16 protein-coding genes, 1 tRNA gene and 1 pseudogene are annotated in these 20,019 nt (G+C 69.9%); 10 read left to right on the forward strand and 8 right to left on the reverse strand.

Going from position 1 to position 20,019, the window contains the following annotated elements:
* Positions 1–34: 34 nt before the first annotated feature.
* Positions 35–1,292 (forward strand): annotated as a pseudogene (gene efeB / locus G6N60_RS21620) (iron uptake transporter deferrochelatase/peroxidase subunit).
* On the opposite strand, the gene G6N60_RS21625 reads toward efeB, so the two are convergent.
* The 3 genes from G6N60_RS21625 to G6N60_RS21635 all read right to left on the reverse strand — a co-directional run bounded on the left by G6N60_RS21625 (position 1,265) and on the right by G6N60_RS21635 (position 6,558).
* Positions 1,265–2,245, reverse strand: a complete 981-nt coding sequence (locus tag G6N60_RS21625; protein WP_163741125.1) for a nucleoside triphosphate pyrophosphohydrolase — start codon at positions 2,243–2,245, stop codon at positions 1,265–1,267. The pseudogene efeB and the gene G6N60_RS21625 overlap by 28 nt on opposite strands.
* Positions 2,242–5,874: a transcription-repair coupling factor gene (mfd, locus tag G6N60_RS21630; RefSeq protein ID WP_163741127.1), complete on the reverse strand. Its 3,633-nt coding sequence runs from the start codon at positions 5,872–5,874 to the stop codon at positions 2,242–2,244. Before mfd ends, G6N60_RS21625 begins: the two co-directional genes overlap by 4 nt.
* Before the next feature lie 87 nt (positions 5,875–5,961).
* Positions 5,962–6,558 carry a TetR/AcrR family transcriptional regulator gene (locus G6N60_RS21635; protein ID WP_246241296.1) on the reverse strand — a complete coding sequence of 199 codons (597 nt, stop codon included), beginning with the start codon at positions 6,556–6,558 and terminating at the stop codon, positions 5,962–5,964.
* 89 nt (positions 6,559–6,647) lie between these two features.
* On the opposite strand from G6N60_RS21635, the gene G6N60_RS21640 reads away from it, so the two are divergent.
* From G6N60_RS21640 to pth, 8 genes are all read left to right on the forward strand, one after another.
* Positions 6,648–6,719: transfer RNA gene (locus G6N60_RS21640), tRNA-Gln, on the forward strand.
* Between the two features lie 96 nt (positions 6,720–6,815).
* On the forward strand, positions 6,816–8,264 hold the full coding sequence (gene glmU / locus G6N60_RS21645; RefSeq protein ID WP_163741131.1) for a bifunctional UDP-N-acetylglucosamine diphosphorylase/glucosamine-1-phosphate N-acetyltransferase GlmU: 1,449 nt from the start codon (positions 6,816–6,818) through the stop codon (positions 8,262–8,264).
* A gap of 89 nt (positions 8,265–8,353) precedes the next feature.
* Positions 8,354–9,334, forward strand: a complete 981-nt coding sequence (locus G6N60_RS21650; protein ID WP_163741133.1) for a ribose-phosphate diphosphokinase — start codon at positions 8,354–8,356, stop codon at positions 9,332–9,334.
* 33 nt (positions 9,335–9,367) lie between these two features.
* On the forward strand, positions 9,368–10,048 hold the full coding sequence (locus tag G6N60_RS21655) for an LpqN/LpqT family lipoprotein (RefSeq protein ID WP_163741135.1): 681 nt from the start codon (positions 9,368–9,370) through the stop codon (positions 10,046–10,048).
* Complete coding sequence (locus G6N60_RS21660; RefSeq protein ID WP_246240898.1) at positions 10,045–10,716, forward strand: LpqN/LpqT family lipoprotein; 672 nt, start codon at positions 10,045–10,047, stop codon at positions 10,714–10,716. Before G6N60_RS21655 ends, G6N60_RS21660 begins: the two co-directional genes overlap by 4 nt.
* A 20-nt stretch (positions 10,717–10,736) precedes the next feature.
* Complete coding sequence (locus G6N60_RS21665) at positions 10,737–11,603, forward strand: oxidoreductase (RefSeq protein ID WP_163741137.1); 867 nt, start codon at positions 10,737–10,739, stop codon at positions 11,601–11,603.
* Between the two features lie 143 nt (positions 11,604–11,746).
* Complete coding sequence (locus G6N60_RS21670) at positions 11,747–12,415, forward strand: 50S ribosomal protein L25/general stress protein Ctc (RefSeq protein ID WP_163741140.1); 669 nt, start codon at positions 11,747–11,749, stop codon at positions 12,413–12,415.
* 9 nt (positions 12,416–12,424) lie between these two features.
* Positions 12,425–13,003, forward strand: coding sequence for an aminoacyl-tRNA hydrolase (pth, locus tag G6N60_RS21675; protein WP_163741142.1), 579 nt, complete (start codon positions 12,425–12,427; stop codon positions 13,001–13,003).
* Positions 13,004–13,076: 73 nt separating this feature from the next.
* Here the strand turns inward: pth and G6N60_RS21680 are convergent, their stop codons facing one another.
* From G6N60_RS21680 to G6N60_RS21700, 5 genes are all read right to left on the reverse strand, one after another.
* Positions 13,077–14,111, reverse strand: coding sequence for an epoxyqueuosine reductase (locus tag G6N60_RS21680; RefSeq protein ID WP_163741144.1), 1,035 nt, complete (start codon positions 14,109–14,111; stop codon positions 13,077–13,079).
* Positions 14,112–14,155: 44 nt separating this feature from the next.
* Positions 14,156–14,974, reverse strand: a complete 819-nt coding sequence (locus tag G6N60_RS21685; RefSeq protein WP_163741146.1) for an ABC transporter permease — start codon at positions 14,972–14,974, stop codon at positions 14,156–14,158.
* On the reverse strand, positions 14,971–15,951 hold the full coding sequence (locus G6N60_RS21690; RefSeq protein WP_163741148.1) for an efflux ABC transporter ATPase subunit, DrrA-related: 981 nt from the start codon (positions 15,949–15,951) through the stop codon (positions 14,971–14,973). The genes G6N60_RS21685 and G6N60_RS21690 overlap by 4 nt, the downstream gene beginning before the upstream one ends.
* Positions 15,952–16,052: 101 nt before the next feature.
* On the reverse strand, positions 16,053–17,687 hold the full coding sequence (locus tag G6N60_RS21695; protein WP_163741150.1) for a fatty acyl-AMP ligase: 1,635 nt from the start codon (positions 17,685–17,687) through the stop codon (positions 16,053–16,055).
* Positions 17,688–18,045: 358 nt separating this feature from the next.
* Positions 18,046–19,008 carry a 4-(cytidine 5'-diphospho)-2-C-methyl-D-erythritol kinase gene (locus G6N60_RS21700; RefSeq protein ID WP_163741152.1) on the reverse strand — a complete coding sequence of 321 codons (963 nt, stop codon included), beginning with the start codon at positions 19,006–19,008 and terminating at the stop codon, positions 18,046–18,048.
* A gap of 205 nt (positions 19,009–19,213) precedes the next feature.
* Between G6N60_RS21700 and G6N60_RS21705 the strand changes: the two genes are divergently transcribed.
* Positions 19,214–20,011, forward strand: coding sequence for a serine/threonine-protein kinase (locus tag G6N60_RS21705; RefSeq protein WP_163741154.1), 798 nt, complete (start codon positions 19,214–19,216; stop codon positions 20,009–20,011).
* Positions 20,012–20,019: the final 8 nt, after the last annotated feature.

A 20,019-nucleotide genomic window follows, 5' to 3' on the forward strand; every position in this document is an offset into this window, starting at 1 on the left:
CGCCCCGAACCCACCGGAGGCGACGAACCGAGCCCTGTCGCGTCGAAAGCTGTTCGGCGCGGCCGGAGTTGGCGCGGCGGTGGTCGGGGCGGCCAGTGCGGGCGCGCTGGCCGGGCGGGCCTCGGCGTCCAACCCGGCGACCGGCGAGGTGCAGACCGAGGTGCCCTTCCGCGGCGAACGCCAGGCCGGCATCGTCACCGCCTCGCAGGACCGCATGCACTTCTGCGCTTTCGACGTCACCACCGACGACCGCTCCGAGGTGGTCGCGATGCTGCAGCAGTGGACGGCCATGGCCGAGCGGATGACGCGCGCCGAGGAGGCCGTCGAGCACGGCGCCGTCGGCCTCAACCCGTACGCTCCCCGCCGATACCGGTGAGGCGCTTGGCCTTTCACCGTCACAGCTGACGCTGACGATCGGGTTCGGGCCGTCCTTCTTCACCAAGGACGGCAAGGACCGCTTCGGCGTCGCCGACCGACGGCCCGCGGCGTTGATCGACATGCCGAAGTTCCCCAACGAGACGATGGACCCCGCCAGGAGCCACGGCGACATCTGCGTCCAGGCCTGCGCCAACGACCCGCAGGTCGCCGTGCACGCCATCAGGAACCTCGCCCGCGTCGCCTTCGGGACCGCGGCGGTGCGCTATTCGCAGCTGGGCTTCGGGCGCACCTCGTCGACCACCAGGGACCAGGCCACGCCGCGAAACCTGTTCGGCTTCAAGGACGGAACGGCGAACCTGAAGGCCGAGGACACCGCCGCGCTCGACCGGCACGTCTGGGTCGCCGATGGCGACGGGCCGGCGTGGATGACGGGCGGCACGTACCTCGTGACCCGCCGCATCCGGATGCGCATCGAGAGTTGGGACCGCACGACCCTGCTCGAACAGGAGCGGGTGATCGGCCGGTTGAAGGGCAGCGGTGCGCCGATCGGTCACGCCGACGAGTTCGCGGCGCTGGACCTGACCACCAAGAGTTCGAAGGGCACCCCGCTCATCGACACCGACGCCCACGTCCGCCTGGCGTCCAAGGAAAACCTCGGTGGCATCGAGATCCTCCGCCGCGGATACAACTTCACCGACGGCACCGACGGTTTCGGCCATCTCGACGCCGGCCTGTTCTTCATCGCGTTCGTGCGCGACCCGCGGACGTCCTTCGTCCCGATGCAGACCGCACTGTCCCGCAGCGACGCGCTCAACGAATACATCACCCACACGGGCACCGCGCTGTTCGCCTGCCCGCCGGGGCTGCGCGAGGGCGACGCGTCGGCCTACTGGGGCTCGACGCTGTTCTCCTGAAGCACGGGCTGCTCGGCGCCCGGCCAGTGCGCCCGCCACTCCTGCTCGGTGACCGTGCCGAGGCGGTCGTCGTCGAGTTCCCCGGCCACGTCGGAACCCCGCCTGCTCGCGATGACGTCCTGCTCGACCGTGCGCACCGTGTCCATGAACTCCAACGTCCGTGTGCGCAAGGCGTTCTCGGCATCCTCGCCCGGCACCAGCGTGATCGTGCGGAGCCCCTCGGGGATGAGGTCGGACGGCAGCCCGGCCGCCTCGACGCGCTCGAGCACCTTCTGCGTCAACGCCAGCGCGGGCTGGCCGGTCGGCACGTCGTCCACGCAGGACCGGCGCGCCTTGACCGCACTCTCGGTCGCCTTGCGCTCCTCCCACTGGGCGATCTGCTCTCCGAGCGAGATCGGTTCTCCCGCAAGCACTGCCGGCGCCCGGTTGCCGAGCTTGCGGACCAGCGAGTCCGCGACGTCGTCGATGCCGAAGGGCACCTCCAGCGCATCCTCGGCGATGCGCGCGTGGAACAGCACCTGCAGCAGCACGTCGCCGAGTTCCTCGCGCAACTCGGCGGGGTCGCCGCTGCGGACGGCGTCGAAGAGCTCGTAGGTCTCCTCCAGCAGGTACCGGCGCAGCGAATCGTGGGTCTGCTCGCTCTCCCACGGGCCCGACGTGCGCAACCGGTCCATGATCGCGACCGCGTCGACGAGCCGCTCCCCCGGCTTGGGCGCCGGCGCCGAGATGAGCTGGGCGCCCGCGGCCAGCCGGGCCCGCACCATCGGGTGCTCGGGGTCCGACGACAGCAGCACGGGCGCGTCCTCCCCGGTGTAGGCGGGCCGCGACGCCGGCAGCGACCACGGCACCCTGATCGGCATCTCCTCGGTGTATTGCACGTCGCCGGCGAGCAGCACGATCGCCTCCACCGGCACCATCGACGGGCGGCGGGGATCGACCAGCACGACGGTCATCGCGCGACACCTCCGCCGACGACGTCGACCTCGTTCTGCGCCCGACCGTCCAGCGCCAGCAGCAATCCGGCGACCACGCGCAACAATTCGGCGTCCCGGACGCGCGGCGCCCCCACGCCGTCACCGGCGCGCGGGATGGGCACCGTGATCGTCGACGTCGTCGCGCGGTACGTCGCCGACGGGTACATCCGCTTGAGCCGCATCTGCTGGGAATCCAGCAGGGTCAGCGGCGTGATGCGGATCGTCGACGCCGAGGGCGCCCCGACCTCGGTCACGCCGTACTTCTTGCACAGCAGCCGCAACCGGGCCACCGCGACGAGGAGTTCGGCGGCCTCCGGCAGCGGACCGTACCGGTCGATGAGCTCTTCGACGACGCCGGCGATCGCGGCGTCGTCCTGCGCGGCCGCGAGCCTGCGGTAGCCCTCCAGCCGCAGCCGATCGCTGCCGATGTAGTCCGGCGGCAGATGCGCGTCGACGGGCAGATCGATGCGGACCTCCTTCGGTTCCTCAACGGCGGCAACGGGATTCCCGTCGACCACGGCACGGTAGGCCTCGACCGCCTCGCCCACCAGCCGGACGTACAGGTCGAAGCCGACGCCGGCGACGTGACCGGACTGCTCGGCGCCGAGAACGTTTCCCGCACCGCGGATCTCGAGGTCCTTCATCGCGACCGCCATACCCGCCCCCAACTCGTTGTTCTGGGCGATGGTCGCAAGCCGGTCGTAGGCCGTCTCGGTCAGCGGCACCTCGGGCGGGTACAGGAAGTACGCGTAACCCCGCTCGCGGCTACGTCCGACGCGGCCGCGCAGCTGGTGCAGCTGGGACAACCCGAACGTGTCGGCCCGTTCGACGATGAGGGTGTTGGCATTCGAGATGTCCAGGCCCGTCTCGACGATCGTCGTGCAGACCAGGATGTCGTACTCCCGGTTCCAGAACCCCTCGACCGTGCGCTCGAGCGCCTCCTCGGGCATCTGCCCGTGCGCCACCACGACCCGGGCCTCGGGCACCAGCTGGCGCACCTTCGCCGCGGCCGCGTCGATCGAGCGCACCCGGTTGTGGATGTAGAACGCCTGCCCGTCGCGCAGCAGTTCGCGGCGCAGCGCGGCGGCCACCTGCTTGTCGTCATGGGGACCGACGTAGGTCAGCACCGGGAAGCGCTCCTCGGGCGGGGTGAGGATCGTCGACATCTCCCGGATGCCCGCGAGACTCATCTCGAGCGTGCGCGGGATCGGCGTGGCGCTCATCGTCAGCACGTCGACGTGGGTGCGCATCGACTTGATGTGCTCCTTGTGCTCGACGCCGAAGCGCTGTTCCTCGTCGACCACGACCAGACCGAGGTCCTTCCACGTGACGCCGGTCTGCAGCAGCCGGTGCGTGCCGATGACGATGTCGACCGAGCCATCCTTCATGCCCGCCAACACCTTTCGCGACTCGGCGTTGTCGGTGAACCGCGAGAGCCCCTTCACCGTCACCGGAAAACCCGCCATCCGGGACGTGAACGTCTGCAGGTGCTGGTCGGCCAGCAGCGTCGTCGGCACCAGCACCGCGACCTGCTTGCCGGCCTGCACGGCCTTGAACGCCGCCCGCACCGCGATCTCCGTCTTGCCGTAACCGACGTCACCGCAGATGACGCGGTCCATCGGGACGGGCTTCTCCATGTCGGCCTTGACCTCGGTGATGGCGGTCAGCTGATCCATGGTCTCGGTGAACCCGAACGCATCCTCCATCTCGGCCTGCCACGGGGTGTCGGGCCCGTAGGCGTAGCCGGGCGCGGCCTGGCGCTTGGCGTACAGCGTGACCAGTTCGCCGGCGATCTCGCGAACGGCCTTGCGCGCCTTGGTCTTCGTGTTGGTCCAGTCGCTGCCGCCGAGCTTGCTCAGCGTCGGTTCGGTGCCGCCGACGTAGCGCGACAGCTGGTCGAGTGAGTCCATCGGCACGAACAGCTTGTCCGACCCGCCGCCCCGCTTGGCCGAGGCGTACTCCAGCACCAGGTACTCGCGGCGCGCGCCCCCGATGGTGCGCTCCACCATCTCGACGAAGCGGCCGATGCCGTGCTGATCGTGCACGACGAGGTCGCCTGCGGTCAGCGCCAGCGGGTCGACGACGTTGCGGCGCTTGGCCGCCAGGCGCTTGCCCTCCGGCGCGGTGGCCCGGTTGCCGGTCAGATCGGTCTCGGTGATGACGACGAGGTTGGCGCCGGGCAGGATCACGCCGTCGTGCAGCGGGCCCTTCAGCACGCCGACGACGCCGGGCTTGGGCACGTCCCCGGGCGCGAGAATGGCTGCGGCCGTGTCGGATTCGCCGAGCTGCTCGACGACCCGGTTGGCGGTGCCCGTGCCGGGGGTGACGACCGCGGCCAGCCCGCCGGTCAGCACGTGGGCCCGCAGCATCGCGAACATCTCGTCCAGACCGTTCTGCTGCCCGCGCGCCGACGGCGCCGCCTTGACGTCGAGTTCGAGGGCATCGGGGTTGCCCAGCTGACTCAGCGTCCACCACGGGTGGCCGCCGGCCTCGGCACCGGCGCGCACGTCGGCGAGCTCGCGGAAGCCCGACCCGCCCAGCTGTCCGACGTCGATGGGGGCGTCGGCACCCATCGCCGCCACCGACCACGACGCCTCGAGGAACTCCTGGCCCGTCTTGATCAGGTCGGCCGCGCGGGTGCGCACCTTCTCGGGGTCGCAGATCAACACCGGGGCCGCCGCGGGCAGGTGATCGGTCAGCAGCGACAGCTCGGTCGGGCGCAGCACGGGCAGCAGCGCCTCCATGCCGTCGACCGGGATGCCCTCGCCGAGCTTGGCCAGCATGTCCCCGACCGTCCCGGTGACGCGGTCGACGTCGTGGGGTTGGTCGACCGACAGCGCCGCCGCCCGCCGACGGACCTCCTCGGTGAGCAGCAGCTCGCGGCACGGCACGGCGATCAGGGTCTGCACCGCGGCGTCGGGCAGCGAGCGCTGATCGGCGACGGCGAACATCCGCATCTCGCTGACCTCGTCACCCCAGAACTCGATGCGCACGGGATGCTCGGCCGTCGGCGCGAACACGTCGAGGATGCCGCCGCGGACCGCGAACTCACCGCGCTTGCCCACCATGTCGACCCGCGTGTAGGCCAGCTCGACCAGGCGCGTCAGGAGGCCGTCGAAGTCGGTCTCCTCGCCGACGGTCAGGATGACCGGCTCGATGTCGGCGAGATCCGGCGCCATCGGCTGCAGCAGCGACCGCGCCGTCGTCACGACCACCCGCAGCGGCCCGCCGAACCGCGCGTCGTCGGGGTTGTTCAACCGCCGCAGCACCATCATCCGCGCACCGACGGTCTCGACCCCCGGCGACAGGCGTTCGTGCGGCAGCGTCTCCCACGACGGGAACATCGCGACCGCGTCGCCGAGCACCGCGCGCAGTTCGGCGGTCAGGTCGTCGGCCTCCCGACCGGTCGCGGTGACGACGAGCAGCGGGCCCGCGTCGGCGAGCGCGGCGGCGACGAACAGGCGGGCGGGCGCAGGCCCGACGAGCGCCATCTCGGCGACGCCGTCGGCTGCCCGCCGGGTCAGCTCGGCCAGACCGGGATCGGACAGCGCGAGACGGACCAGGCCCGCCATCGGGGTCTGGACATGGGGGTGCCCCGAGGTGGTCATCGTCCATCCATCCTAGTCACTGCCATCGAGTGGCCACGTACCCGCCGGAGTCGTCGAAAATGCGTGCGACGACTGGCCATTCGAGAGTCACTGTTGGTCGTGCAGCTCCGGGTCGGCCTCCAGATGCGTCAACCCGTTCCACATCAGGTTCACCAGGTGCGCGGCGACGACTTCCTTCTTCGGTTCCCGGGTGTCGAGCCACCACTGCGCCGTCATCGAGACCGATCCGACCAGGGCCTGGGCGTAGAGCGGCGCCAGTTGAGGATCGAGACCGCGGCGGGCGAAGTCACCGGCCAGGATCGAGGAGACCTGGCTCACGGCGTCGTTCAGCAGGCTCGAGTACGTGCCCGACGCGATGCTGGCCGGGGAGTCTCTGATGAGGATGCGGAAACCGTCGGTGCGTTCCTCGACGTAGGTCAGCAGCGCGAGCGCCACCCTCTCGACCCGCACCCGCGACCTGTTGTTGGTCAGCGACGAGGTGATGCCGTCCAGCAGCGCCGACATCTCGCGGTCGACGACCACTGCGTAGAGGCCCTCCTTGCCGCCGAAGTGCTCGTAGACGACGGGCTTGGACACGTTGGCCCGCTGCGCGATCTCCTCGATCGACGTCGCGTCGTATCCGCGCTCGGCGAACAGCGACTTGGCGATCTCGATCAGCTGCTGGCGGCGTTCGCTACCGGTCATGCGCGCGCGTGGGGGCCGCGCTTCCTTCTCCGGTGCCGCCACGACTGCGAGCCTAGCTGCCGGCCCGTCGACTAAAGTCATCCCCGCAGTCCGTCGTGGTGTAATCGGCAGCACCTCTGATTTTGGTTCAGATAGTTCAGGTTCGAGTCCTGGCGACGGAGCACACGGGGCACGACGGGGCTCCCGCATTTCCCGGTCTCGGCGCACTGAGCGTCGGCAGCGCCGCTGAGCGCGCCGACATCCACGAAGGAGGCCACATGACGACACGAGGCGACACCGCGGTCATCGTCCTGGCGGCGGGCGCGGGCACGCGGATGCAGTCCGACGTGCCCAAGGTCCTGCACACCCTGGCCGGGCGCAGCATGCTCGCGCACGCCCTGCACGCCGTCGCGAAGGTCTCCCCGCAGCACCTGGTCGTCGTCGTCGGCACCGAACGCGAACGCGTCGCCGCGGCCGTCGCCAGCCTCGCCGACGACCTCGGCCGCCCCATCGACGTCGCCGTACAGGACCGCCAGCTCGGCACCGGGCACGCGGTCGGCTGCGGGCTGGCCGCGCTGCCCGAGGACTTCACCGGCACGGTCGTGGTGACCGCCGGTGACGTCCCGCTGCTGGACGCCGAGACGCTGGCCGGGCTCGTCGACGCCCACGCCGCGCAGTCCGCCGCCGCGACGCTGCTGACCACGACGCTGCCCGACCCCACCGGCTACGGCCGCATCATGCGCACCCAGGACGGCGAGGTCACCAGCATCGTCGAGCAGGCCGACGCGTCGCCGTCGCAGCTGGCGATCCACGAGGTGAACGCCGCCGTCTACGCGTTCGACGCGGCCGCGCTGCGATCGGCGCTGACCAAGCTCAGCGCCGACAACGCCCAGGGCGAGCTGTACCTGACCGACGCCATCGAGATCTTCCGCCGCGACGGCCTGCGCGTGCTGGGCCGCCACGTCGACGACAGCGCACTGGTGGCCGGCGTCAACGATCGCGTACAGCTCGCCGACCTGCACCGCGAGCTCAACCGGCGCCTCGTCGCCCGGCTGCAGCGCAGCGGCGTCAGCATCGTCGACCCGGCCACGACGTGGATCGACGTCGACGTCACGGTCGGCCGCGACACCGTCGTCGCCCCCGGCACCCAGCTGCTGGGCACGACGCGCGTCGGCGCGCGCTGTCAGATCGGCCCCGACACGACGCTGACGGGCGTCGTCGTCGGTGAAGGCGCCACCGTGATCCGCACCCAGGGGTCGTCGTCGGTGATCGGCGACGGCGCCGTCGTCGGCCCGTTCGCGTTCCTGCGGCCGGGCACCGTGCTGGGCGCCGAGGGCAAGATCGGCACCTTCGTCGAGACGAAGAACGCGACCATCGGCGCGGGCACCAAGGTGCCGCACCTGACCTACGTCGGGGATGCCGACATCGGCGAGCACAGCAACATCGGCGCGTCGAGTGTGTTCGTGAACTACGACGGAGAGACCAAGCGCCGCACCACGATTGGCTCGCACGTCCGCACCGGATCGGACACCATGTTCGTCGCCCCCGTCACCATCGGCGACGGCGCCTACACCGGCGCGGGGACCGTCGTGCGCGAGGACGTCCCACCCGGCGCGCTGGCCGTCTCGGCGGGTCCGCAGCGCAACATCGAGGGCTGGGTGACGCGCAAGCGGCCCGGCAGCGCGTCGGCCGTCGCGGCCGGGAACGCCGACCACGCCGACACCTGACGTTGGCTTTGCGGTAACCCGGCCACCGGCGCTCAGATCCCGTACGTACGATCTACCCGTATCGATCCCCGACGGCAAAGGCAGCTCACGTGGCCACGGACTGGACCGACAACCGCAAGAACCTGATGCTCTTCTCGGGCCGCGCGCACCCCGAGCTGGCCGAGCAGGTCGCCAAGGAACTCGACGTCGCCGTCACCGCGCAGACCGCGCGTGACTTCGCCAACGGCGAGATCTTCGTCCGCTTCGACGAGTCGGTCCGCGGCTGCGACGCGTTCGTCCTGCAGTCCCATCCGGCACCGCTGAACAAGTGGTTGATGGAGCAGCTGCTGATGATCGACGCGCTCAAGCGCGGCAGCGCCAAGCGCATCACGGCCATCCTGCCGTTCTATCCCTATGCGCGACAGGACAAGAAGCACCGCGGCCGCGAGCCCATCTCGGCCCGGCTCGTCGCCGACCTGCTCAAGACCGCCGGCGCCGATCGCATCGTCTCCGTCGACCTGCACACCGACCAGATCCAGGGCTTCTTCGACGGCCCCGTCGACCACATGCGCGGACAGGCGCTGCTGTGCGGGTACATCGGCGACAACTACCGCGACCACGACCTGGTGGTCGTCTCGCCCGACTCGGGCCGCGTCCGCGTGGCGGAGAAGTGGGCGGACTCCCTCGGCGGCGTTCCACTGGCCTTCATCCACAAGACCCGCGATCCCCTGGTGCCCAACCAGGTCAAGTCCAACCGCGTCGTCGGCGACGTGCGCGGCAAGACGTGCATCCTCACCGACGACATGATCGACACCGGCGGGACCATCGCCGGCGCGGTCAAGCTGCTCAAGCAGGACGGCGCCGCCGACGTCATCATCGCCGCGACGCACGGCGTGCTGTCCGACCCGGCGCGCGACCGGCTGGCCGAGAGCGGCGCGCGCGAGGTCGTCGTCACCAACACGCTGCCGATCGGTGACGACAAGATGTTCCCTCAGCTCACGGTGCTGTCGATCGCACCGCTGCTGGCCAGCACCATCCGCGCGGTCTTCGAGAACGGTTCGGTGACGGGGCTGTTCGACGGGGATGCCTGAGATGTCCTCGCACGCCGACGCCCGCGTGGTGTCGTGACACCGGTTCGCCGCGGCGCCGCTGCACTCGCGATGGTGCTCGCCGTCGCCGGCTGCCACGCCGGTGCCGGCGGTTCCGAGGCCTCGTCCTCGTCGTCCACCACGCCCACGTCGAGCACGGCGTCCCTGCCCGCGCTGACCCCGGCGCCACCCGCGCCGCCACCGGCCGGCCAGCCCGCCACGTTCCGCGACTACCTGGCCTCGATCAACGTCACCGGCCAACCCACGCCCTTCGACAAGGCCACCGGGTTGTCGGTCACCGTGCCCGTGCCCGACGGGTGGGCGCGCACCGGCGATCCGATGTTCTCCACCGGCATCGAATACGTGCAGCCGACGGGCTCCGCCGGCTCGCTGCCGTCGGTCACCCTGATGGCGATCCGGCTGATCGGCGACTTCGACCCCCGGGAGGCGATCAAGCACGCCAACCTCGACGCGCTACCCCCCGGCTGCACCGACGTCACCGAGTCCTTCGACGACTACGACGGGTTCCCGTCCGCCGCCGCGCAGGGCACGCTCGCCAACGCCGAGCACTACAGCCGGATCGTGCTGGCCGACGTGCCGTCGGCGTCCGCCCGCTACCTGGTGCAGATGACGGTGACCACGAAGTCCGACCAGCCGATCGCGCAGTCGCCCCCACTGAGCGAGATCGTCTCGGGATTCAAGGTGGCCGTGTCGTGAGACCGGCCCGACTGCGACTGGCCGGAGCCGGGCTCGCCGTCGCGGTGGGGCTGGTCGGGTGCGGCACCTCGGAACCGGACTACCGGTCGATCTGGACGACGCCGACGTCGGCCGCTCCCACCAGCAGCGCCGCGGCGGAGAAGCCGATCTCGCTGTCGACGTACCTCGAGAATGCCGGCGTCAACGGCGTGCCCATCGCACCGGACAAACTGACCGACCTGGTCGTGTCAGTACCGCAGCCGCCGGGATGGGCGCCCTACTTCAGCCCGAAGCTGTCGCCGGGGACCCGCACCATCGCCAAGGGCGACACCTACCCGACCGCGATGCTGCTGGTCTTCCGGCTCGACGGCCCCTTCGACGTGAAGGACGCCCTCAAGCACGCCAACGGCGACGCCCTGCTGTCGAAGGACTTCACCCAACTCAACGCCTCCACCGCCGACTTCAGGGGTTTCCCGTCGTCGATGATCGAGGGCACCTACGACCTCAACGGCCAGCGCATGCAGAGCTACAACCGCATCGTCTTCGCGACCGGCACTCCCCCGCGGCCCAACGTGCCCGGCCTGACCTACCTCGTCCAGCTCACGGTGACCTCCTTCGCCGACCAAGCCAAGGCCGACGGGCCGGACGTCGAGGCCATCATCAAGGGCTTCACCGTCACCGCGAAGTAGACGTTCTCTAGGCTGGGCGCATGAGTGACTGGACAGCGTCGAACCTGCCGTCGTTCGAGGGGCGCACGGTCATCGTGACCGGTGCGAACAGTGGACTCGGCGAGGTGACCGCGCGGGAGTTGGCCAGGGTCGGCGCCAAGGTCATCGTGGCGGTGCGCAATCTCGACAAGGGCAGGGCCGCCGCGGCGGGCATGACCGGTGACGTCGAGGTGCGCCCGCTCGACCTGCAGAACCTGGCCTCGGTGCGCGCCTTCGCCGACGGCGTCGAGCAGGTGGACGTGCTGATCAACAACGCGGGCATCATGGCCGTGCCGTACGCGAGGACCGTCGACGGCTTCGAGAGTCAGATCGGCACCAACCACCTCGGCCACTTCGCCCTGACCAACCTGCTGCTGCCCAAGATCGGCGACCGGGTCGTCACGGTGTCCTCGATGCTGCACCTGCTCGGCAAGATCAGCCTCAAGGACCTCAACTGGACGTCGCGGCCCTACTCCGCGTGGCTGGCCTACGGACAGGCCAAGCTGGCGAACCTGTTGTTCAGCAAGGAGTTACAGCGCAGGCTCGACGCCGCGGACTCCGTCGTGACCGCCCAGTCCGCCCACCCCGGCTACTCGGCGACCAACCTGCAGGGCCACGCCGCGGGCAGGTTCAGCGCCGCGATGATGGCTCTGGGCAACAAGGTGGCGACCGACGCCGACTTCGGCGCCAGGCAGACGCTCTTCGCGGCGTCGCAGGAGCTGCCCGGCGACAGCTTCATCGGTCCGAAGTTCGGCATGGCCGGGCCCACCGGGCTGACCGCGCGCAGCCCGCTGGCCCGCAACGCGACGACGGCGACGAAGCTGTGGGAGCTGTCCGAGCAGCTCACCGGCACCGAATTTCCGCTCTGAGACGGTTCTGCGCTAACCTGGCTCTCGATCACGGCGAGGGTGGACCCGCGGGTGCACCGTTATCGACGGGAACCGATTCGCAGCCCGGCTGCTTCTCAACGCCCCTCACCGTGCCATTAACGGTATGACAGGGAGCGATGCACATGGCCAAGACAGCGGCCCACGCCACGAACAATCTGACCGCCGAGGTCCGGACGAAGACCGGCAAGGGCGCCTCGCGCCAGGCCCGCCGTGACGGCAAGGTGCCCGCGGTGCTCTACGGCCACGGCTCCGATCCGCAGCACCTGACGCTGCCGGCCCGCGAATTCGCCGCCGTGCTGCGCAATTTCGGCACCAACGCCGTCCTCACCCTGGACATCGACGGCAAGGAAGCCCTCGCGTTGCCCAAGCAGATCGAGATCCACCCGATCCGTCGCAACATCCAGCACGTCGACCTCATCATCGTGCGCCGCGGTGAGAAGGTGACCGTCGAGGTCAACGTCGTCGTCGAGGGCGACGCGGGCCCCGACACCCTGGTCAACCAGGAGTCCAACACCATCGAGATCGAGTCCGACGCCATGTCGATCCCCGAGAGCCTGACCCTCTCGGTCGAGGGCATCCCCGCCGGCACGCAGTTCCTCGCCTCGCAGGTGCCGCTGCCCGACGGCGTCACGCTGGTCTCCGACCCCGAACTGCTGGTCGTCAACGTGATCCCGGCGCCGACCGCCGCGGACCTCGAGGCCGAGGGTGCCGGCGAGGCCGTCGACGAGCCCGCCGCCGCCGAGGAGAGCGCGGCCGAGGACGAGGGGTCCGCGGACTCCGAGTCCGAATAGGGTTCTGAGGTGGCCGAGCCGCTTCTGGTGGTCGGCCTTGGCAATCCCGGACCGCGGTATGAGACGACCCGCCACAACGTGGGCTTCCTCGTCGCCGACGTCCTGGCCGACCGTCTCGGCTCGGACTTCAAGGTGCACAAGAAGTCTGGTGCCCTACTGACCACGGGTCGTCTCGGCGGCCGGTCGGTGGTGCTGGCCAAGCCGCGGGTGTTCATGAACGAATCGGGACGCCAGGTCGGCCCGCTGGCCAAGTTCCACTCCGTGGCGCCCGCCGACGTCATCACCATCCACGACGAGCTCGACATCGACTTCGGTCGTATCCGGCTCAAACTGGGCGGCGGCGAAGGCGGTCACAACGGCCTGCGGTCGGTGGCATCGGCGTTGGGCACCAGGGACTTTCAGCGCGTGCGGGTCGGCATCGGCCGCCCGCCCGGCCGCAAGGACCCCGCGACGTTCGTGCTGGAGAACTTCACCGCCGCCGAACGCCCCGAGCTCGGCCTGCTGGTCGAGCACGCCGCCGACGCCACCGAGCTGTTGATTCAGGTGGGTCTGGAGGCCGCGCAGAACACCGTCCACGCCTGGGGCTGAGTTCCTCCCGCGAGCAGACGCAAAGGGCCCTCAATTGCGGTGTGTCAGGGCCCTTTACGTCTGCTCGCGGGGCTTAGGTGCGGCCGGAGATCCCGCTGTCGACCACCTTCGTCGGCTTGTGCGGGTAACGCTTCTCGGCGTGCGCCTTGGCCGCCGAGTTCGGCAGCACGTAGAGCGTCTCGCGCTTGGCCTGCAGCGGTTTGAGCACCAGGTCCATGAAACCCTTGCGGTCGTCGAGGAACGGCTCGATGACGTCCTCCCCCGCCGGGCAGACCGCGAGGCAGTAGGCGGCCTTGTAGTTCGCCTTGAACGACAGGCTCTGCCACATCGACGCGTTCTCCGAATCCGTGACGCGCGAACGGAAGTCGGCGGCATCGGTGCTGTCGGCGATGGTCTGGACGTAGTCGGTGAAGCCGCCCATGAACTCGCGGTAGTTGTGCACCGAGCAGGCGACGAAGTCGAACTCACCGTCCTTGCCGATCGCGCCCACCGGGCAGGCCGCCACACAGAGCTTGCACTCCAGACAGGGCGAATAGTCCAGCGGCTCACCGTAACTCGACACGGGTGCGTCGACGAGGATCGTCGCGAGCAGGATGAAGTTGCCGAACTTCGGGTGGATCACGTTGCGGTGGATGCCCATGACGCCCAGCCCGGACGCCACCGCCACGGGCTTGTGCGCCACGACCCAGATGCGGCCGGGGAACCGATCCATCTCCATGGGGAAGGTCGCCGACGGGTTGAGGGCGCGGTGCCCGGCGTCCTGCAGCGCGCGGGTGATGCGGTGCGCGGCCTCGTTGATGATCTCGCCGGTGCGGTGAAACTCCTGGTTGGCGACGCTGCGGGCGGGTGAGCGGACGTTGTCGCGGTTCATCCGCACCACCAGCGAGATGAAGCTCTTCGCCCCCGGCAGGGCCCCTTCGACGTGTTCACGCTCGGACGCGAGATTGGGGTTGTCGACGCTGGCGAAGGCGACGTCGTCGGCACCGGCCGCCAGGCAGAGCTCCCGCAGCCAGTCGGCGTCGATGACGCCCGGCGGATCCGTCTTGCGACCCCGCATCTTCCGAACGGTCGGGTGGTCGGCGAGTCGTCCGGAGATGCGGTCCGTCATGCTAGGTATAGTACATAGAACCTAGCTCCGTGCAAGGCGTGAGATCAGTCCGACGTACGACGGGCGTAGGCGCGCAACGCGAAGGGCGCCAGCACGGCCGTCATCACCAGCGACCACAGGATGGTCGCGATCACCGGATGGTGCAGCGGTAGCTGAGCCGCCGCCGGCGCCGCCGGACCGTTGCCCCACAGCTCCCGCATCGCCTGCGCCAGGGACGACACCGGGTTCCACTCGGCGATCACCCGCAGCCACCGCGGCATCGGCTCGGTGGGGGCGAACGTGTTGGCCAGGAACGTGATCGGGAACAACACGGTGAACATCACCCCGTTGACCGCCTCCACCGAGCGCATCAGCGACCCGACGAGGATGCCGAACCAGATGATGCCGAACCCGAACACCAGGATGAGCGCGAACGCCAGTACCGCGTCGAGCAGACCGCCGCGGATGCGCCACCCGATGCACAACCCGGTGACCGCCATGACGACGACCCCGATCGACGAGTGCAGCAGGCTGGCCACGCTGCGACCGATGAGCATCGACGACCGCCGGATGGGCAGCGACCGGAACCGGTCGATGATCCCCTTCTCCACGTCGGCGGTGATGCCCGAGGCGACGACGAACGCCGTGAACACGATGGTCTGCGCCTGGATGCCCGGCAGCAGGAATTCGCGATAGGACGCCCCGCCGGTGTTGGCGATCGACGCCCCGAACACGAACGCGAACAGCAGCACGAACATGATCGGCTGCACGGTCACGTCACTGAGCATCTCGGGCATGCGCTTGGTGTGAATCATGTTGCGCTTGACCATGATCCAGGACTGGCGGGCGATGGAGGTCTGGTGGGTGACGGGACGGGCGGTCATGTCCGGCTCTCCTTCGACTGGTCGTCCTCGGCGCGGTGGCCGGTCAGCGAGAGGAACACGTCGTCCAGACTGGGCCTGGACAATCCGATGTCGTCGACCTCGATGCCGGCGTCCTGCAGCCAGCCCGCGACGCGCGTCATGTCCGCAATGCCCTCGGCCGCCGCGGTGAGCTGGCGCGCGCCGGCGTCGACGTGCACCTCGGCGCCCGCCTTGGCCATCAGCTCGCGGGCGGGCGACAGATCCTCCGCGTGCGAGACGGTGACGACGAGGCTGGCCCGACCCGCCTGCTGCTTGAGCTGCCACGGCGTCCCCTTGGCGATGATGCGGCCGCGGTCCATGACGACGATGTCGTCGGCCAGCTGGTCGGCCTCCTCGAGGTACTGGGTGGTGAGCAGTAGCGTGGTGCCGCCAGACACCAACTCGCGCAACACGTCCCACAGATCGATGCGACTGCGTGGATCCAGACCCGTGGTCGGCTCGTCGAGGAACAGCACCGGCGGCGCCGCGATCAGACTGACCGCCAGGTCGATGCGCCGTCTCATGCCACCCGAGTAGGACTTGACGGGCCGGTCGGCGGCATCGGCGATCGAGAAGCGTTCCAGCAGTTCGTCTCCCAGCCGGGCGACGTCACGGCGGCCGATGCCGTACAGCGCGCCGATCATCCGGATGTTCTCCCGGCCGGTGAGCAGTTCGTCGACCGTGGCGGCCTGACCGGTGAGACCCATGTTGGCCCGCACCAGGGCCGGTTGGTTGCGCACGTCGTAGCCGGCGACCCTGGCGGTGCCACTCGTCGGCTCCGACAGCGTCGTCATCATGCGGACGGTGGTGGTCTTGCCCGCGCCGTTGGGGCCGAGCAGCCCGAGCACCGTTCCCTGCGGCACGGCGAAGCTCACTCCGTCGACGGCGAGGTGATCGCCGAAGCGCTTGACGAGATCGATCGCCTCGATGGCTGGGCCCTGCGAAGTCGGCGGGGTCATGGGCTCACGTTATCCGGCCGCGGCGACATCCCCGCCGAGCAGACGCAAACGGCCCTGAAATGGCCCAATTGAGGGCCCTTTGCGTCTGCTCGCGGGGGTTGTTACGTGACCAGCGACACCGAGTTGGCGCGGCGCAGCTTGCCCGACGGGGTCTTGGGGATGGTGCCCGGGCCGAGCACGACGACGTTGCGGGGCCGCACGTCGACCTCGGTGACGACCTCGTGGGCGACCTGGTGCTCGATGCGGCGCACCTCGACCGGGTCCTCCCACGCGTTGGACTCCACGGCGACGGCGAACGTCTCCCGCGAGTGGCCCGCGTCGAGCCGGACGGCGACGGCGCAGCCGGGGCGCACGCCCTTGACGCGACCCGCGGCGCGTTCGATGTCGGTCGGGTAGATGTTGCGGCCCGCCATGATGATGACGTCCTTGACGCGGCCGCACACCACGATGTGGCCGTTCTCCATCTGGTAGCCGAGGTCGCCGGTGTCATACCAGCCGTGCTGGTCCTGCGCGGGCAGGAAGCCACCCATCGTGATGTAGCCCGGGGTCAGCGACTCGCCGCGCAGCTCGATGACGCCGACGCCGCGGGCGGGCATGATCTCGCCGTGCTCGTCGACGACGCGCGCTTCGAGGTCGCGCAGCAGCGGTCCGAGCGACGCGAGCCGCCGCGTGTTGCCCTTGGTCGACGGCACGGCCCGGCGCAGCGCGGCCAGCAGGTCGGCGTCGACCTCGTCGACCACCAGGCCCGCCCCACACTCGGAGAAGGACACCGCGAGCGTCGTCTCGGCCATGCCGTAGGCGGGCAGGATCGCCTTGGGCGACAGCCCGAACGGCTTGCCCGCGTCGAGGAGGTCCTCGACGTCGGCGGGCTCGACGGGCTCGGCGCCCGACAGCGCGAACCGCAGCGTCGACAGGTCGAACTGACCGGGCTCGGCCTGGTTGCGCAACCGCTTGGCGAACAGCGCGTAGGCGAAGTTGGGCGCCGCGGTCATCGTGCCCTTGTACTTGTCGATGAGCTTGGCCCACAGCAGGGTGTCGCGCAGGAAGTCCATCGGCGTGACCTTGACCAGCTCGGCGCCGAAGTACATCGGGATGGTGAGGAAGCCGACCATGCCCATGTCGTGGAAGCAGGGCAGCCAGCTGACCATGACGTCCTTGTTGACGTCGTACTGCGCGCCGATGAACATGGCCTCGGCGTTGGAGTAGATGTTGCGGTGCGTGATCTGCACGGCCTTCGGCGAACCGGTGGAACCGGACGTCAGCTGCATCAGCGCGAGGTCGTCCTCGTCGGTCTCGACGGGATCGATCGGGTCGGCCTGCAGCAGGTCGCCGATCTTGAGGACCTTGATGCCCTTCTCCTCCAGCACGGGGATCGCGACGAGGAACGGCTCGGAGATGACGACGGCCGTCGCCTCGATCATCCCGATCACGTTCATGGTGTCCTCGGCCCATACGACCAGGTCGGTGCGCGGCGTCGGCTGGTGCAGCATCGTCAGGCTGGCGCCGCGCATCCACAGCGCCTGGGCCGTCGGGGCGATCTCGACGGGGTAGCCGGCCAGCACGCCGATCGCATCCCCGGGACCGACGCCCGCCGCGGCCAGACCGCCGGCGATGCGCCGGGCGCGCTCGTGGACCTCACCCCAGGTGTGCCGCACCGGCTCGTACGGTTCACCGGTGACCATGCCGGTCGTGACCGTCGCCGCGTTGCGGTACATCTTCTCGGTAAACCTGCTCACGACAACCTCCTGGGTCTGAGGAGCCCGGCGTCGACTCCTGCGCTGGCCACTGGATCAGCCCACGTGCCGACGCGCATTCCATGCTCCCCCCGTTCGGGCGTGCGTTCCACGAGGGACGCGCACACGATTGGGGTGCGGTTTCGTCTCGAAACGGGTGTCGGCCGACGGTTGGCCGTCCGACGCTTCGATGGTGCTGCGGCACATCTTCTCGAACCGGTGCAGCCGCTGCGTGCTCCGCCCCCGAAGGCCCTGGTGGGGGAAGTCGTCATGTCGCACTCGCTGCCGCTGGCTGTCACCGCCGCTTATCTTAAGAGACTCTTAAGTAACTGCCAAACCGTTTCGCCGAATGAGGCGTGTGTCACACCGTGCGCGACGGCGAGGGAACCACCCGCGCACCGTGGACCGGGCCGCTCGCCGCGCGGACCGTGCGACACACGCCGGCACCGGACAACTGCACCCCGACGTCGATCGCGGCCGACGCCGTCGGGCAGAGGAACGCACACGTCGGCCCCGACCCGGAGACGATGCCGGCCAGTGCCCCGGCGTCGACGCCGGCCCGCAGCGTCCGGCGCAAGGTGGCGTCCAGGCTCAGCGCCGCCGGTTGCAAGTCGTTGCCAAGCAGGGGTGCCAGCTGGTGGGGATCCCCCGAGGCGAGCGCTGCCAGCAACGGCTCGGGATCGGTCAGCCTGGTGGGCTGATCCCGCGTCGGATCCACCCGCAGCCGGTCGATCTCGCCGAACACCCTCGGCGTCGAGAGACCGCTGTCGGCGAACGCCAGCACCCAGTGGAAGGTGTTGCGCGCCAACACCGTCGCGAGCTGCTCGCCGCGCCCGGTGCCCAACGCGGTCCCGCCGTGCAGCGCGAACGGCACGTCACTGCCCAGCCGCGCGGCCAGCGCGTGCAGGTCGCGCCGCGGGACGCCGAGCTCCCACAGCGCGTTCATCGCGACGAGCACGGCCGCGGCGTCGGCGCTGCCACCGGCCATGCCCCCCGCGACCGGGATGCACTTCTCGATGGAGATGGCGACGTCGGGCGCCCGTCCGACGTGCTCGGCCATCAGCTCCGCCGCCTGCCACGCCAGGTTGCGCGCATCCGTGGGCAGGCCCTCGCTGCCCTCACCGGTCATCTCCAGGGACAGCACGTCGGCGTCGCGCACGGTGATCTCGTCGAACAGCGAGACGGCGTGGAACACCGTCGTCAGTTCGTGATAGGCGTCGTCGCGCAGGTCTCCGACCGCGAGGTACAGATTGACCTTGCCGGGAACGCGCACCGTGATCGACCCGGTGGACACCCATTCGGCAGCGGTGTCGGACTGAGGCACGACACGACAGTAACGTCGCCGCGCCACAGCGGGTACGAAAGTGGTGAGATACCCCTCGTTGATCCCGCCGCTCGGCAACCACTGGCCGGATACCGTAGGGGCTCACGCTAGTGTTTGCTCGCAAGCTGTGTCAAGAATCACTCGGGAGCCGCCGCCGGCACACCGTCGGCGCGCTCGAACGTGACTGCGAGGATGCTGTCGGACGATGGACACGGGCGAGCGGTACTTCGGGGACTACGCGGTCGAGAGCGTCGCCGGCCGCGGCGGATCCGCGACGGTCTACCGCGCGCACCACCTCTCGACGCCGGACCGTCCCGTGGCGCTCAAGGTGCTCGACGACCACCACCGCGACCCCGCCCACCTGACCCGGCTGCGGCGCGAATTCGACTTCGCCAGACGGGCCGCCGGACCCCACGTCGTCACGATGTACGAGTGCGGGCCGGACTGGCTCGCCATGCAGTACGTCGCGGGCGGGACGGTGACGGTCCTGACGTCGCGCACCGATCGGCTGCTGGCACTCGCGCAGATCGCGGGCGCCCTGGACCGCGCCCACGCGCTGGGGATCGTGCACTGCGACGTCAAGCCGACGAACATCCTCGTCTGCGAGGACTTCTGGGACGGCGGGGCGGTCCTCACCGACTTCGGCATCGCCCGCGCCGTCACCGATCAGACCGACCACCGGCCCGCGCACGTCGAGGCGTCGCTGCCCTACGTCGCACCCGAGGTGCTGCGGGGCCAGCCCCCCTCACCGGCGTCCGACGAGTACGCCCTGGCGTGCACCGTCGTCGAACTCCTGACCGGCGCGCCGCCGTTCACGGCGACCACGTCGATGGCGTTGGTCTCGGCCCACCTCAACCGCCGGGTGCCGCAGTACTCGCACCGCATCGAGTGGATACCGCGGGCCTTCGACTCGATCCTCGCCAAGGCGATGGCCAAGACGCCCGAGCTGCGCTACCAGTCCTGTTCGGAATTCCTGGCTTTGGTGGCCCGCGCCATCCGTTGACCTGGGCC

The sequence above is a fragment of the Mycolicibacterium madagascariense genome (assembly GCF_010729665.1).
Lineage (GTDB): Bacteria > Actinomycetota > Actinomycetes > Mycobacteriales > Mycobacteriaceae > Mycobacterium > Mycobacterium madagascariense.